Origin of the sequence: Halovibrio salipaludis (assembly GCF_002286965.1) — a bacterium.
GTDB classification, from domain to species: Bacteria; Pseudomonadota; Gammaproteobacteria; order Pseudomonadales; family Oleiphilaceae; genus Halospina; species Halospina salipaludis.
The window spans coordinates 99,188-114,285 of record NZ_NSKD01000001.1 but is presented as its reverse complement, the minus strand read 5'-3'; the positions used below and the strand labels follow the sequence as shown (position 1 = coordinate 114,285).

Here is a 15,098-nt window from a genome sequence, read left to right as displayed (position 1 = left end):
GAGCGCCGGCATGCGTTTCTTCGAGCGCCAGGACCGGGCCCGGCGCCAGTCGCTGGTCCTGATCCTGCTGTTCCTGCTGGCCGTGGCCCTGATCATCCTGGCGGTTGCCGCCGTCGTCTACGTGGTGTACTGGGGGCATGTGCCGTCGCCGGCGCCGTTTCCGGTCTGGTTCCGCTCTGAACCGGGCTGGATGGTGATGGGCACCGTGGCTGCTGTTGTGACCATGGGATCGCTTCACCGCTACCTGGACCTGCGCCGCGGCGGGGAGCGGGTGGCACGCATGGCCGGAGCCCAGCCGGTAGCCGCCGGGACGGAGGACCCACTGGAACGCCAGCTCCGCAACGTCACCGAGGAGATGGCTCTGGCCAGTGGTGTGACTGTACCGCAACTGTTCGTGATGCAGCGGGAGACCGCCATCAATGCGTTCGTGGCGGGCTACCAGCCGAACGAGGCGGCCATGGTGGTGACCCGGGGCGCGCTGGAGCAGCTCAGCCGGGACGAACTGCAGGGCGTGGTCGCGCATGAGTTCAGCCACATCCTCAACGGCGACATGCGCATCAATATACGGTTGATCTCGCTGCTTGCCGGCATCCTGCTGATCGGTCAGCTGGGCCAGTACCTGGTGGTTCATGGCCTCAATACCCGCAGGGGGCTCCTGGGCGGGCGCCGCCGCAATGAGGGGGTGTTGATCCTGGCGGGTGGCGTGCTGGTGGTCGTGGGCTACGTGGGTCTCTTCATGGGGCGTGTGATCAAGGCGGGGGTCTCGCGCCAGCGTGAGTACCTGGCGGATGCGGCAGCCGTCCAGTTCACCCGCAACCCGGAGGGCATCGGCGGGGCGCTGTACCGGATCGGTGTGGCCAACAGCGGTTCGCGACTGACCGCCACCGGCCATGCCGAGGATCTGAACCACCTGTGCTTTGGCGAGAGCGTGTCGCTGGCCCGTCTCCTGGCGTCACACCCGCCCATTGAGGCGCGCCTCAATGCCATCGACGGATCGCTGCTGGTGCGCATGAAATCCCGTGATCGCAAGGCCGCGCGGGAGCAGGGCGAGGCACCGGCCTCAGCACTCAGTGACGAGGCGGCGGCCATGGGATTTTCGGGCGCGGGCGGGCTGGCACTGGAGGGGGCCGCTTCCGTGGGCCAGCTGAGCAATGCAGGGACCTGTCACGCCCGTTCGCTCCTGGCCACACTGCCGGGTGGACTGAACGAACAGCTCCACGGCAGCGAGGGCGCGGTCCACCTCTGCCTGGCGCTGGCCCTGGAGGAAGCGGATCACGGGACTCTTGACCGGTTGCTGCCGGAACTGGAAGCCGTGGGCACGGTGGCCATTGATGGCCTGCTGCTGCGCCAGATGATCCAGACGCTGCGCGACCTGGGGCCGCTCTACCGGGTGCCGCTGGTGGAGCTCTCGTTACCCGCCCTGCGGGAGTTGGATGAACCGGCACGGCAGCAGCTCCTGCGGGACATGGAACGGCTGATCCGTGAGGAGCGGGGGGCGCGCCTGCACGATATCGCCATTCTTGGCTTTCTCAAACGCCATCTTGGGAAAGGAGCCGCGCGTAACCGCCGGGTCACTCACCGCCGCTATGGGCCGGTAATGCCGGACATCCGCAGGCTGCTCTGGGTGATGGCCTCCACTGGCGCCCGCACGGATCCGCGAGCGCTCTACCGTGAGGCCATGGCCGGGTTTGAGCAGGCGGGGGAACCCCCGTCCAGTGATGGCGCCAGCGCCCGCGGGCTACTCCGCTCGCTTGGCCGGATCGCGGGCCTTCCGGCCATGCTCAAGCCCGCGATCATCGACGCCTGCGTACACTGCATCCAGGCCGATGGCCGCATCAGCCCGCGCGAATACGAGCTGCTGCGCATCATCGCCGATCAGCTCGACTGCCCGATGCCGCCCCTGCCGCCGTCTGAAGCGTCATCGGGTTGAGCCCCTGCAATCAGGATTTCAGGGGCTTATGGGCGATGTCCGGTTCCTTGCCGCGCAGCATCTGGTTCCAGTAGAACGGCGGGAGCAGGTGCTTCTTGACCACCCAGTAGAACCGGGATTCGCTGAAGGGACTCAGGGGCAGCGTTGGCGTGACCACGCCATCGTACATGAACTCGGCCAGCATCACCTTGCCGTAAGCGGTGACCAGCGGGCAGGAAGTGTAGCCGTCGTACTGGGCCGACAGTGCCTGCCCGTCCATCCGCGCCAGCAGGTTCCTGACAGTGACCGGCGCCTGCTTGCGCACCGCGGCTGCCGTTTTGGAGGTGGGCAGGGAGCTGGCATCGCCCAGTGAGAAGACGTTGGGGTAGCGGGTGTGCTGTGTGGTGCCCTTGTCCACGTCCACCCAGCCGTCCGCATTGGCCAGCGGGCTCTGTTTCACGAAATCCGGTGCGGTCTGGTGCGGTGTGACGTGGAGCAGATCGTAAGGCTGTTCAATTTCGGTGCGCTCGCCATTGCTGTCCGTTGTGGCAAAGCGGGCCACCTTGCGCTCGGCATCAACCGCGACCAGGTCGTGGCCCAGGTTCACGCCGATGCCGTAGCGGTCCATCACCTTCTGCAGGTGGGGCACGAAATCCGGCACGCTGAACAGGGCGCCGGCGCCACTGTAGAACTGCAGGTTGCTTTCGGGGGCCAGGTTGTTCCGGCGCAGGTGGTCCGCGGCCAGGTAGGCGATCTTCTGTGGCGCGCCGGCGCATTTCAGCGGGGGCGGCGGCTGGGTGAAGATGGCGTTGCCGCCCCGGAACTGGCGCAGGCACTCCCAGGTGTAGGGCGCCGTTTCCGGGCTGTAGTTGCTGCATACGCCGTTGCTGCCCAGCGCCTCACGCAGCCCGTCCACGCGATCCCAGTCCAGCTTGATGCCGGGGGCGACAACCAGGTGTTCATACTGGACCTGACGGCCGTCCTCAAGCGTGATCAGGTTGCTGTTCGGCTCGAACGAGGCCACGCCGGCGTGGATCCAGGTGGCCGTTTCCGGCAGTGTTTCCTTCTGGGCCCGGCGGGTACTGTCCATGTCATAGGTGCCGCCGCCGACCAGCGTGAATGCTGGCTGGTAGTAGTGGACTTCCGAGGGTTCCACCACGGCCACATCCAGTTCCGGGCGCTGGCGTAGCAGGGAAGCGGCCACCGTGGTGCCGGCAGTGCCACCGCCGACGACGACCACCTGATGGCTGAGGGACTGGGAGGAAGCGTTCATTGGGCCTCTCACTCTGGTTCTGGTTAATAATGCGTTGGAATTGCTGCTTATAGTAACGCGTTTTCTGAGATCATAAATTGATAAAAACAAAATTGTAAGTCTTTTTTGGAATATACAAATCAGACAAGTGCATGGTGGGGGCAGTTGATGGATTCGGTGGCGGCAAAGCGTGGGTAGCGGGATCATGTCCGTCGCCATCAGCCATCGGAGGCTTCCATGGAACTCGTCTGCCCGGCGGGCAGTCTGCCCGCTCTCAAGGCGGCTGTTGATGCAGGCGCGGATGCTGTCTACATCGGCTTCCGCGACCACACCAACGCCCGCCAGTTCGCCGGCCTCAACTTCACCGAAAAGCGCATGCGCGAGGGGATGGAGTACGCCCGCCGGCGTGGCACGCGCGTTTTCTGTGCCCTCAACACTTACCCGCAGCCCGCGGGCTGGAAGCACTGGACGGCAACGCTGGACCGGGCTGCGGACCTGGGGTTTGATGCCCTGATCCTGGCGGACATGGGGCTGCTGGACCATGCGGCCCGTTACCACCCCGGGATCCCGCGCCATCTCTCCGTACAGGGCTCGGCCACCAGCCATGAAGCCCTGCGGTTCTATCACCGGGAGTTCGGCATCAGCCGCGCCGTGCTCCCCAGGGTCCTGTCCATGGACCAGGTGCGGCAGGTGGCCGGGCATTCCCCGGTGGAACTGGAAGTGTTCGCTTTCGGCAGTCTCTGCATCATGGCCGAGGGGCGTTGTTACCTGTCCTCCTACCTGACCGACGAATCCCCGAATACCTGTGGTGCCTGTTCACCCGCAAAGGCCGTGCGCTGGGAGGAGAAGGGCGATGATCTGGAGGCTCGGCTCAACGGGGTGCTGATCGACCGCTTCGCCGGTGATGAGCAGGCGGGCTACCCGACCCTGTGTAAGGGGCGCTTCGAGGTGGAGGGGGCCGTCTATCACGCCATTGAGGAACCTACCAGTCTCAACACCATGGATCTGCTTCCGGAGCTGCACCGCCTTGGTGTTTCCGCCGTCAAGATCGAGGGGCGGCAGCGCAGCCCCGCCTACAGCGGTCAGGTGGCCGGAACCTGGCGGGCTGCGATCGACCGCGTGAAAGCGGATCCCGAGACCTTTGAACCCGCCCCGGAATGGCAGCGCACGCTGGGCGAACTGTCCGAGGGTGGGCAGACCACACTGGGCGCATGGACCCGGAGCTGGAAATGACGATGAAACTCTCACTGGGGCCGATCCTCTGGTACTGGCCCCGCCAGGACGTACTCAACTTCTACGCCGAAGCGGCCGAATGGCCGGTGGAGACCATCTATCTCGGCGAGGTGGTGTGTTCCCGCCGCCGGGACATGAAGGTGGCGGACTGGGTGGATCTGGCCCGCGATCTGCGCGGCTGCGGCAAGGAGGTGGTACTTTCAAGCCAGACGCTGATTGAATCCGAAGCGGACCTGCGGACCCTGCGCCGTATCCGGGACAACGGCGAGTTCCTGGTCGAGGCCAACGATCAGAGTGCGCTGAACATGGTGATCGAGGCCGGCCTGCCGTTCGTCACCGGCCCCTCCATGAACGTCTACAATCCCGCAACACTGCGGGTTCTGCTGCGCCGGGGCCTGCAGCGCTGGTGCCTGCCAGTGGAACTGAGCCGCGATACGCTCGCCGACATGCAGGCCACGCTGTATGAGCAGTCCCTGCATGCGCCGGTGGAGGTTTTCGCTTGGGGCTTTCTGCCACTGGCCTGGTCCTCACGCTGCTTCACCGCACGCTACTACGGCAAGCCCAAGGACCGCTGCGAGTTCGTCTGCCAGCAGCATCCGGACGGACTGGCCCTGAAATCCCGGGAGCACCAGGATGTGTTCCGGCTCAATGGCACCAGCACCCTGTCCGGCGCCCGCTATGACCTGATGCGGGAGCTGCCGGACATGCAGCGGCTGGGCGTGGACACCGTGCGCCTGAGCCCGGAGCACGAAGGCATGGCGGAGGTCGTGGCACGTTTCGACCGGGCACGTCAGGGAGACATGCCAGAGCGTCATCCGCTTCACCTGGCGGAGGCACCGCCCTGCGACGGCTACTGGTATGGCCGGCCGGGCATGGACTGGAGCTGGACCCCATGAAACAGACACTGGATCGAATGGCGCGCAGCCTGATTCCGCTGGTGGATGCCCGCCTGCCCTGGGCGCTCAAGCAGGGCCTGGTGGAGCTGCCGCTGAATCACCTCTTTGCCGAAGCTCTGGCGGAAGGCGACTTCGAGGAACTGGAAGGGCGTGTGCTGCGGCTCGAACTGGAAGACGCCACCACCGGGGTGACCCTGGGCTTCTGGGGTGGGCGCCTGCGCATGGCGGACGCGGCGCCCGAGGCGACCATACGGGGCACCACGGAAGCCTTCCGGCGGCTGGCGGAGCGCCGGGAGGACCCGGACCGCCTGTTTTTCCAGCGCCAGCTGGTGATCGAGGGGGACACGGAGCTGGGGCTGGCGGTCAAGAACCTGCTGGATGCGCTGGAATGGCGGATTCCCCTTCTCAGCGGCCCTGCCGCGCTCAGCGCGCCTCCGGATGACGCCGGTTGATCAGATCCCAGGCCTTGTGGATCTCCTCCAACCGGGCCCGGGCCAGCTCCGGGTCCATATCCGTGTGCTGGACCCGGTCCGGGTGATAGAGACTGCGCTGCTTGCGGTAGGCCTGGCGCAGGGCCTCCAGTGAATCCGAGGGCTTGCCGCCAACCACCTGGCAGGCGCGGGCGAGGCCGGTCAGGGGCGTTTCGCTGGTGCCTTCGCCCGGGGAGGTGATCCAGACCTTGCCCCGGTAGCTCTGAAGGATGCGGTTGCTGGCGGTGGCCGGCAGGCCGGTGGCGACGATGGCGGTATGGCAGCGGGCAATGCGGGCGGCCGAATCCGGCCCGTCCTGGTAGCACAGGTGCGCCAGCGCCATGCTCAGGCGCAGCGCTGAATCCGGCCAGCGGCGGGTGAGCAGCCGGAACCACAGGGGCACTACCGGCTGGGTATCCTGCTTGCCGGTATTGAAGCGCCGGATCAGCCGGCGGCGCTGACGGGGCCCCGCACTGAAGTTACGCATCAGGGACTCGCCGTAGCGGATGTCCAGCTCGCTCACCCGGCCGTCCGCCTTGGCCACATACCCCATCAGCCGGAACAGTGTGCCGCGTGCCCATCGGGGGAGGCCGGTGCGTTCCAGGAGCCGGGCGCCGTGATGGCCGCAGGACGCCAGCTCACGGAGCAGGTCGGAAAGGTTCTCCGGCAGTGCGTCCGTACTGTTGTGGCTGTGTTTCGCGCTCATGGGGCGGTACCACTCCCTGCCAGCGTGCGCGCCGTTTCGAGGCGCTCCGGAGTCCCAACATCCACCCAGTGACCGTCATGGCGATGACCGCTCACCCGCCCCTGCTGGCAGGCCGTGCCCAGAACAGGGCCAAGCCGGTCCTCTTCACCTGGCGCACTGTCGATCAGGCGCCGGCTCAGACGGCTGATCCCGGCAAAAGTGAGCCATTCACCCTGGTCCCTGGTCACCCGGCCATTGACCAGTGCGAAATCCCCGCCACTGTGGTGGGCCGGGTTCGGCACCAGGACCAGGTGGGCATCCAGGTCTTCTCCCAGTGGCGTGGCGGCAAGTGTGGTCATGTCGAAATCCGTCCAGACATCCCCGTTGATGACCAGGAATTCACTGCCTGTTTCCGTGAGCATCGGCAGCGCCCGGCGTATTCCGCCCAGTGTCTCCAGCGGCTCCCCCTCCCGGGAGTATTCAATGCGGGCCCCCAGGTGGGTGCCATCGCCGAGCTCGGCTTCAATCCGCTCGCCCAGCCAGGCGGTATTGATGACGATATCGGGAACACCGGCCCGCACCAGGGCCTCGATGTGCCACTGGATCATCGGCTGGCCGCCCACCGGCAGCAGTGGTTTGGGGGTCTCCAGGGTCAGTGGCCGCAGGCGTTCGCCGCGCCCGGCTGCCAGGATCATGGCCTTCATTTGGCCCCCGCCATGGGTTCCACGGCCGGTGCCACGCGTTCCGAGAGCCAGTCCCCGAAGTGTTCGAGCGCCGGCTGACGCCGTGCGGCCGAGATGATGTACGCCAGAGTGCGCGGGATGTCCGCCAGGTAACGCGGCTTGCCGTCCCGCTGGTCGAGCCGCGCGAAGATGCCGCTGGCCTTGAGGTGGCGCTGGATGCCCATGAGCTCGAACCACTGGCGGAAGGTGGCCTCGTCCGCCTGATGCAGGCCGGCTTCCCGGGCCTCCAGGCGGTAGGTCTCCAGCCACTGGTAGACCTTTTCGAGCGGCCAGGCGACGTAGCAGTCCCGCAGCAGTGAGGCCGCGTCATAGGTGATGGGGCCGGTGACCGCATCCTGGAAGTCGATGATGCCGGGGCTGTTGTCGTCCGTCACCAGCAGGTTCCGGGAGTGGTAGTCACGGTGGACCGTAACCCGGGGCTGGGCCAGGGCGGACTCGGTCAGGGTGGCGAAGGTGGTCGCCAGCATGGCCTGTTCCTGGCTGGAGAGCTTCAGGCCGAGTTTCTGTTCCAGAAGCCAGTCCGGGAAAAGCTGCATCTCCTGCTGCAGACGCTCGCGGTCATAGGGCGGCAGGGGATGATCCGGCGGTGAGGGCAGACCCTGCAGGCGGACGAGCGCACTCAGGGCTTCGCCGTAGAGCCGGTCCGCGCTTGCCTCGCTGGTGAGTTCATCCAGGTAGAGGCGGTCGCCCAAGTCCTCCAGCAGCAGGAACCCCTGCGCCTGATCCTCGGCCAGCAGTTCCGGTACGTGCAGGCCGTGTTGGTGCCAGTGGTGTGTCAGCGCCACAAAGGCCCCGCAGGATTCTTTCTCCGGCGGGGCGTCCATCACAATCCGGGAGCCCTCCGGGGTCTGCACACGGAAATAGCGCCGGAAACTGGCATCGCCGGCCACCGGCTCCGGTGTCTGCGGCGCCGTTCCGAGGCGCTGGCTCAGCCAGGCCAGCATGGCGTCGTAGCGTTGATCCATGGTTGCTCCCGTTAATGGGCGCCGCGCCAGGCAGCACCTTTCAGATGTGTTGTATTCTGCATTAAGCCTCTGCCAGCTGGCCAGAGAGCGTTAACATGCTGCAGTGGCCCATGTAGACTGTGCCCCTGTTTCAGCCGCATGCCGGTGGACGCTCCGGAGAGGGTGAGTGGCAATACAGAGGTGGACAAACAACCGTGCCGGGCGATTCCGGATGCTGGCTGCCAGCATCACGCTCGCCTGTGTGTCCGCGCAGGCCCAGGAACCCCGCTCGGCCGCCGCCATCGACTGGGTGGAGTGGGAGCAGCTGCCCCCGGAACTGCAGGAAAAAGTGCCTGCCTACTGTGGCGGTGCCTATCGCCCGCCGGCACTCGAATCCAGCAGTGCCAATGACGTCTCTGTGGAGGAGAGTGATGGCAGGCCTGTCCATATCACCAGCCGTGAGGCCCGCTACCGCATGGATAAGACCCTGGACCTGAGCGGTGACGTGCGGGTACGACAGGGCGAGCTCCGGGCACGCAGTGACCGTGCCCAGTACAACCAGGGCAGCGGCATGCTCAACCTCAGTGGTAGCGTGGTCAGCCGCGCCAACGGGGTGCTGCTGACCGGCAATGAAGCCGAGGCCAGCGATGAGGGCGGCAGCCTGACCCTCAACACCGCCCGCTTCCTGCTCCATGATGCGCATATGCGCGGCAGTGCCGGTCGTATCAAACGCACCGGGGAAGAGGCCATGCGTATTGATCAGGCCGTCATGACCACCTGCCAGCCGGGCCGGAATGACTGGTCCCTGGCGGCGAGTGGGGTTGATCTGGATCAGGCCAGCGGCTTCGGCACCGCCCGCAATGTCCGGTTGCGGGTGAAGGATGTGCCGGTGCTGTACGTGCCCTGGATCCGGTTCCCGATCGATGACCGCCGCCATACCGGTTTCCTGTACCCAACCTTCGGCAGTTCCAATACCGGCAGCGGGCTGTTCGTTGCCACGCCCTTCTACATGAACCTGGCACCCCATTACGATGCGACCTATACCCCGCAGTACATCCATGGCCGGGGTTACTTCTCGGAGCTTGAGACCCGCTACCTGAGCCGCTTCGGGCAGACGGATGTGCAGCTGGGCTTTATCGACAGTGACTCCGAATTCGAGTCGGAGAATCCTGGTATGGACGGCAAACGCTGGGGCCTGGATGTCACCAGTGATGCCGACTTCGGTGGCGGCTGGCGCGGCGACCTGGATTACGCGGCGGTTTCCGACGACGACTATTCAAGTGACCTCAACCGGACCCTGGACATCCAGCAGAACACCCATCTGCGCCGGGATGGACGGCTCCGCTACAGTCAGCCCGGCGTGAATTTTTCCGCGGCACTGCGCGGCTTCCAGACCATTGACCCGGCAATCCCGGAAGCCAGCCGCCCTTACAACCAGCTGCCAAGGCTGCAGCTGGATCTCAATACCAGCAGTGGCAACTGGTATGCCGCCCAGGATACGGAGTACAACTACTTCTGGCGTGAGAATGGTGACCTTCAGGGTGAGGCAGCGGCGATTGGGCACCGCCTGCGGACGCGCCCGGAAGTGGGCTGGGAACTGCGGGGCCTGCCGGGATTCGTCGGCACGTCGGTGATGCTGGACCATACCCAGTACCAGCTGGACGACATTGAACGGGACGAGCGCTTCAGCCGCAGCGTCCCCTTTGCGGACGTGGATGCCGGCCTCTACTTCGACCGTTTCTTTGATGTGGGCGACAGCTTCTACAACCAGACGCTGGAGCCGCGGCTGTATTACGTGTACTCACCGGAGCGTGAGCAGGACAATATCCCTGTCTTTGATACCCGGCTCAACTCCTTCAACTTCAACCAGCTCTTTGCACGTGACCGTTTCGTGGGGGGTGACCGTGTGGGGGATAACAACCGCCTCACGACGGCGCTGACCTCACGGGTGTATGATATGGACGCCGGAATCGAGAGGGCCCGCGTGAGCCTTGGCCAGATCCACCGCTTCCAGGATGAAGAGGTGGCACTCAACGGGGCCGGCACCACGGAGGAACGGCGTTCCCCGTACGCCGGTGAGCTGGTGCTGCGGCCGCTGGAAACCATGGACCTTCGGGTCACGGGCCAGTGGGACGCGGATGAACGTGAGACCGTCCGTGGGCGCAGCCAGTTCCGATTCCATACCAGCGACTACCGCTACCTGTTCAACGCCGGCCACACCTATGATGCGGACACCGACCTGGAGCAGTCGGATGTGAGCACGGTGCTGGCGCTGGGTGAACAGACGAGCCTGATTGGCCGCTGGCTCTACGATATGGAGAATAGGGAGACAGCGGGCACACTGCTGGGACTTGAGTACAGCAGCTGCTGCTGGAATCTGCAGCTCGTGGCCCAGCGTTACCGTACCCGGGATGAGGGACTGGACACCCGGTTCCTGTTCCAGATCCAGCTGCTCGGGCTGGGTGGCAGTGGCGATGCCCAGGATACCGCCCGTGATGCCATTCCCGGCTTTGATCAGCGCACTGCCATCAGAGAGCGCCCGACGCCCGAACAGCTGCGGCGCCCGGCGCAGGAACGATGGCCCTGAACCCATTCAGACCGAGGTAAGCATGATTCCGAAACGACAGCGCCCTTCAAGCCTGCTGGCCCTGGTGTTCCTGGCCTGCCTGCCCATGCTGGCGGCCGGAGCCGAACGCCAGCCGCTGGACCGCGTTGTGGCTGTGGTGGACGAGGGCGTGGTGCTCCAGTCCGAGCTCCAGGCACGGATCCAGCAGATCCGGTCACGGCTGAGCGCCCAGGGCACACAGCTGCCGCCGGAATCCGTACTGCGCCAGCGCGTTCTGGACCAGCTCATCCTGGAGGAGATCCAGATCCAGCGGGCCCGCCAGATGGGCATTCGCATTGGTGACTCCGAGCTCAACGACGCCATGCGCAATGTGGCCCGGAACAACGGCTTCAACAGTCTGGACGCCTTCGAGCAGGCGCTGTCCAGCGAGGGGCTGAGTTTCCAGCAGGCGCGCGAGCAGATCCGCCGGGAGATGCTGGTCAGCCGCGTCCAGCAGCAGCGCGTGGGTCGGCGCGTGCGTGTGACTGAAAGGGAGGTGGACAACTTCCTGAGCTCGGCGGAAGCGCGTGAACGTTCCGGGATTGAACACCTGCTCGGCCATATCCTGATCCAGGTGAACAACTTCAATAACGAGGAAGCGGTCCAGGAGGCCCGGAGCAAGGCGGAGTCGATCCAGGAGCGGCTTGAGGACGGCGCCGACTTCCGCGAGCTGGCGGTTGCAGAATCCGATGGCCGTAATGCGCTGGAAGGCGGGGAGCTGGGCTGGCGCTCCGGTCAGGAGCTGCCCTCTCTGGTGGCCGGCGAGATTCCGCGCCTGGATGTGGGCGAGCCTTCGCCGGTACTGCAGAGCAGCAGCGGTTTCCATGTGGTCACACCGCTGGATCGCCGGGGGCAGGATACCAATGAAGTGGAACAGCGCAGGGTGAGCCATATCCTGGTCAATACCCAGGAGCGCTCTGACTCCGAGGCGGAGTCACTGATTCGTGAGATCGAGTCGGAACTGGAGAGCGGCGCTGATTTCGCCGCGCTGGCCGAGGAGTATTCGGATGACCCCGGCACCGTCTCCGAGGGTGGTGAACTGGGTTGGGTCGGGCCCGGCGAAATGGTACCGGCGTTCGAGGACACCATGATGGACACCGGGGTGGGCGAGACCAGTAACCCGTTCCGCTCGCGGTTCGGCTGGCACATCCTGAAGGTTGAGGATAAGCGCGTGGCGGAGCAGAGCGATGAGATCCGGCGCAATGAAGCCCGCCAGGCACTGCAGCAACGCCAGTACGAGCTGGAGCTCCAGAACTGGCTGAGCCAGATCCGTGAGGAAGCCTACGTGGACGTCAAGACTGTGGTCAGTGGCATGGAGGGCACGCTGTGACCCGTCCGGCACGGCTGGCGGTAACAGCCGGTGAACCCGCCGGCATCGGGCCCGATCTGTGTCTCACCCTGGCTGACCGTGAGCGGGAGACGGAACTGGTGGTGGTCGCGGACGCCGACCTGATGCGTGAACGGGCCAGGGTGCTTGAGCTGGACGTGCGGATCGAGCCCTGGGAACCGGACCAGCCCATTCCGACCGCCGCCGGCGTACTGCCGGTCTGGTCGGTTGCTTCCGTCGCCACAACCCGGGCCGGGCAGCTCGACCCGGAGAACGCGGGCTATGTGCTGCGGACTCTGGAAGCGGCCGTTGAGGCGTGCCAGCTCAACATTGTGGATGGCATGGTCACCGCACCGGTGCACAAGGGGGTGATCAACGAGGCCGGCATCCGCTTCAGTGGTCACACCGAGTTCCTTCAGGAGAAGACCGGCGCCAGTGGTGTCGTCATGATGCTGGCCACCGAAGGGCTGCGCGTGGCGCTGGCAACCACCCACCTGCCATTGCGCGACGTGCCGGACGCCATTACCAGCAGCCGCCTCAGCCGGGTGCTCCACATCCTTAATGACGACCTTAGGAAGCACTTCGGCATTGCCCAGCCGCGCATACTGGTCGCGGGTCTCAACCCGCACGCCGGGGAAGGCGGGCATCTCGGCCGCGAAGAGATGGATGTGATCGAACCGCTTCTGGAACGGCTGAACAGCGAGGGTATGAACCTGATTGGTCCGCTGCCGGCGGATACCCTGTTCACCCCCTACAACCTGGAAGAGGCGGATGCCGTCCTGGCCATGTACCACGACCAGGGGCTGCCGGTGCTCAAGCACAAGGGGTTCGGCCGGGCGGTGAACATCAGCCTGGGCCTGCCCATCATCCGCACCTCCGTGGATCACGGCACGGCCCTGGACCTGGCGGCCACCGGCCAGGCCGACGCGGAGAGCCTGCATGAGGCCATCCAGACGGCGGCCCACATGGTGCGCCAGCGTGAACGGGCACGGCAGGAGCGCGCATGAGCCGACCGGCGGGGCACCAGGCGCGTAAGCGCTTTGGCCAGAACTTCCTGCATGACGCGGGTGTGATTGATCGCATCGTGGGCGCCATCAACCCGATGCCCGAAGATAACCTCGTCGAGATTGGTCCGGGCATGGGGGCCCTCAGCGAGCCGCTGCTGGAGGCCTGCCCGTCCCTTCAGATGATCGAACTGGACCGGGACCTGATCCCCGGCCTGCGGGCCCAGTTCTTCCGGTATCCGGAGCTGACCATCCACGAAGGCGACGCCCTGCGCTTTGACTACCGTGCCATCGCCGGCAAGCGGCCGATCCGGGCGGTTGGCAACCTCCCCTATAACATTGCCACGCCGCTGATCTTCCATCTGTTCGAATTCAGCGACGTGATCCGCGACATGCACTTCATGCTCCAGAAGGAGGTCGTGGAGCGTATGGCCGCGGCGCCGGGAGAAAGCCAGTGGGGCCGGCTGGCGATCATGACCCAGTACCGCTGCCGGGTGCAGCCGTTGTTCACGGTCGGTTCGGGGGCCTTCAGCCCAGCGCCCAAGGTGGAATCCGCCATTGTGCGGCTGGTGCCCCACGGGAGCATCGACAATCCGGCCCATGACCCGGAGCTGTTGGCGAAGGTCGTGCGCACGGCCTTCAATGCCCGCCGCAAGACCCTGCGCAAGGCGCTGGCGCCCCTGTTCGGGGACGATGACTGGCCGCGCCTGGGCGTTGACCCCACGCTGCGGCCCCAGAACCTCACACTGGCGGATTATGTGATGCTGGCCAATGACCTGTACGCACAGCAATCCAACGGGAGTACGGAATGAGTGAGTACGCCATCGGCGACATTCACGGCTGCCATGACAGCCTGAGGGCCCTGATGGACCGCATCGGCTTCAGCCCCGACCGGGACCGGCTCTGGTTCGTGGGCGATATCATCAACCGGGGGCCCAAGTCACTGGAATCCCTGCGACTGGTGCGGGATCTGGGCGACAACGCCCTGGTGACCCTGGGTAATCACGACATGCACTTCCTGGCGGTGGCGCTGGGCGGGCATGAGCCCCGGCCCAAGGATACCCTCCAGGCCATACTGGAGGCCCCGGACCGCAACGAGCTGATCGACTGGATGCTGCAGCAGAACTTCGCGATTCCGGATGAGGCGCGCGGTCTGCTGATGGTGCACGCCGGTATTCCGCACCTGTGGACGGCGGAGCAGGCGGTGGGTTACAGCCGTGAGCTGGAAGCAGTGCTCCAGAGTAACCAGACCGGGGGGTACTTCCGTGAGATGTACGGCAACCAGCCCGAACGCTGGGATGCCACCCTTGAAGGCATGGACCGCTGGCGGGTAATCACCAACTACTTCACGCGTATGCGGTTTCTCGCTGAGGACGGCACCCTGGATCTGGCGACAAAAGAGGGGGCCGGGGCAGCGCCAGACGGTTTTGCGCCCTGGTTCCAGTACCCAAGGCCGGATTCGGTGGAACTGATCTTCGGCCACTGGGCAGCCCTCGAGGGCCGCACCAATACGCCGGGTGTCCATGGCCTGGATACGGGCTGTGTCTATAACGGCCAGCTCACCGCAATGAACCTGGATACCAAGGAGATGACCCGTGTTGAACCCTGCGACTGAAGCCGGCTTCCCGGCAGGAGCCTGGCTGGCCGTGGCCGCGATCCTGGGCGGACTGGCGGTGGCGGCGGGCGCCTTCGGGGCGCATGCGCTGGAAGGCAAGCTCTCGGATCATTACATGAACGTCTTCCAGACTGCCGTGCAGTACCAGATGTTCCACGCGCTGGCCCTGCTGGGGGTGGCGCTGATCGGTCTCATCCGGCCGGATGCCGCTTGGCTGGTGCCGGCGGCCTGGGCCTTTCTGGCGGGAATCCTGTTGTTCAGTGGCAGTCTGTACGCACTGGTGCTCAGCGGTGTGAAAGTGCTGGGGGCAATTACGCCGATCGGCGGCGTCGCGTTCCTGGTGGGATGGGTCTGTCTGGTGGTGACTGGATTACGGCTGGGGGCTTGAAGCTGATGGGCTCAACCATCAGTTTAA

Annotated in this window: 15 protein-coding genes; 10 read left to right on the top strand and 5 right to left on the bottom strand. The window is 65.5% G+C overall.

Annotated elements, in window-relative coordinates:
* Nucleotides 1-10 precede the first annotated feature (10 nt).
* On the top strand, nt 11-1,930 hold the full coding sequence (locus tag CK501_RS00595; protein ID WP_095615788.1) for a M48 family metalloprotease: 1,920 nt from the start codon (nt 11-13) through the stop codon (nt 1,928-1,930).
* 10 nt (nt 1,931-1,940) lie between these two features.
* On the opposite strand, the gene CK501_RS00590 is transcribed toward CK501_RS00595, so the two are convergent.
* Complete coding sequence (locus tag CK501_RS00590) at nt 1,941-3,182, bottom strand: NAD(P)/FAD-dependent oxidoreductase (protein WP_095615787.1); 1,242 nt, start codon at nt 3,180-3,182, stop codon at nt 1,941-1,943.
* Between the two features lie 70 nt (nt 3,183-3,252).
* Nucleotides 3,253-3,387, bottom strand: a complete 135-nt coding sequence (locus CK501_RS17055; RefSeq protein ID WP_269844174.1) for a hypothetical protein — start codon at nt 3,385-3,387, stop codon at nt 3,253-3,255.
* Between the two features lie 11 nt (nt 3,388-3,398).
* Here CK501_RS17055 and ubiU point away from each other — a divergent pair, with 11 nt between their 5' ends.
* Genes ubiU through ubiT form a run of 3 tightly spaced genes read left to right on the top strand, consistent with a single transcriptional unit; the run spans nt 3,399 to nt 5,742 of the window.
* Nucleotides 3,399-4,394 carry a ubiquinone anaerobic biosynthesis protein UbiU gene (ubiU, locus tag CK501_RS00585; RefSeq protein ID WP_095615786.1) on the top strand — a complete coding sequence of 332 codons (996 nt, stop codon included), beginning with the start codon at nt 3,399-3,401 and terminating at the stop codon, nt 4,392-4,394.
* Nucleotides 4,391-5,290 (top strand): U32 family peptidase, encoded by a 900-nt coding sequence (locus tag CK501_RS00580; protein ID WP_332888967.1) that lies wholly within the window; start codon nt 4,391-4,393, stop codon nt 5,288-5,290. The genes ubiU and CK501_RS00580 overlap by 4 nt, the downstream gene beginning before the upstream one ends.
* Nucleotides 5,287-5,742: a ubiquinone anaerobic biosynthesis accessory factor UbiT gene (gene ubiT / locus CK501_RS00575; protein ID WP_095615785.1), complete on the top strand. Its 456-nt coding sequence runs from the start codon at nt 5,287-5,289 to the stop codon at nt 5,740-5,742. Before CK501_RS00580 ends, ubiT begins: the two co-directional genes overlap by 4 nt.
* Here ubiT and CK501_RS00570 read toward each other — a convergent pair.
* From CK501_RS00570 to CK501_RS00560, 3 genes are read right to left on the bottom strand one after another with little or no spacing between them, the layout of a single operon-like run.
* Nucleotides 5,714-6,466 carry a co-chaperone DjlA gene (locus CK501_RS00570; RefSeq protein ID WP_095615784.1) on the bottom strand — a complete coding sequence of 251 codons (753 nt, stop codon included), beginning with the start codon at nt 6,464-6,466 and terminating at the stop codon, nt 5,714-5,716. The two genes, ubiT and CK501_RS00570, sit on opposite strands and share 29 nt — an antisense overlap.
* Nucleotides 6,463-7,149: an N-acetylmuramate alpha-1-phosphate uridylyltransferase MurU gene (murU, locus tag CK501_RS00565; RefSeq protein WP_095615783.1), complete on the bottom strand. Its 687-nt coding sequence runs from the start codon at nt 7,147-7,149 to the stop codon at nt 6,463-6,465. The genes CK501_RS00570 and murU overlap by 4 nt, the downstream gene beginning before the upstream one ends.
* Entirely contained in the window at nt 7,146-8,153 is a 1,008-nt protein-coding gene (locus CK501_RS00560) for an aminoglycoside phosphotransferase family protein (RefSeq protein ID WP_095615782.1), read from the bottom strand. The genes murU and CK501_RS00560 overlap by 4 nt, the downstream gene beginning before the upstream one ends.
* A 166-nt stretch (nt 8,154-8,319) precedes the next feature.
* Between CK501_RS00560 and CK501_RS00555 the strand changes: the two genes are divergently transcribed.
* The 6 genes from CK501_RS00555 to CK501_RS00530 are packed head-to-tail and all read left to right on the top strand — an operon-like array spanning nt 8,320 to nt 15,071.
* Complete coding sequence (locus tag CK501_RS00555) at nt 8,320-10,719, top strand: LPS-assembly protein LptD (RefSeq protein ID WP_233128818.1); 2,400 nt, start codon at nt 8,320-8,322, stop codon at nt 10,717-10,719.
* Nucleotides 10,720-10,741: 22 nt separating this feature from the next.
* Nucleotides 10,742-12,067 (top strand): peptidylprolyl isomerase, encoded by a 1,326-nt coding sequence (locus CK501_RS00550; protein ID WP_095615780.1) that lies wholly within the window; start codon nt 10,742-10,744, stop codon nt 12,065-12,067.
* Nucleotides 12,064-13,071: a 4-hydroxythreonine-4-phosphate dehydrogenase PdxA gene (gene pdxA / locus CK501_RS00545; protein WP_095615779.1), complete on the top strand. Its 1,008-nt coding sequence runs from the start codon at nt 12,064-12,066 to the stop codon at nt 13,069-13,071. Before CK501_RS00550 ends, pdxA begins: the two co-directional genes overlap by 4 nt.
* Nucleotides 13,068-13,880 (top strand): 16S rRNA (adenine(1518)-N(6)/adenine(1519)-N(6))-dimethyltransferase RsmA, encoded by an 813-nt coding sequence (gene rsmA / locus CK501_RS00540; protein ID WP_095615778.1) that lies wholly within the window; start codon nt 13,068-13,070, stop codon nt 13,878-13,880. Before pdxA ends, rsmA begins: the two co-directional genes overlap by 4 nt.
* Nucleotides 13,877-14,683, top strand: a complete 807-nt coding sequence (locus CK501_RS00535) for a symmetrical bis(5'-nucleosyl)-tetraphosphatase (protein WP_095615777.1) — start codon at nt 13,877-13,879, stop codon at nt 14,681-14,683. Before rsmA ends, CK501_RS00535 begins: the two co-directional genes overlap by 4 nt.
* Nucleotides 14,667-15,071 carry a DUF423 domain-containing protein gene (locus tag CK501_RS00530; RefSeq protein WP_198949334.1) on the top strand — a complete coding sequence of 135 codons (405 nt, stop codon included), beginning with the start codon at nt 14,667-14,669 and terminating at the stop codon, nt 15,069-15,071. Before CK501_RS00535 ends, CK501_RS00530 begins: the two co-directional genes overlap by 17 nt.
* Nucleotides 15,072-15,098: the final 27 nt, after the last annotated feature.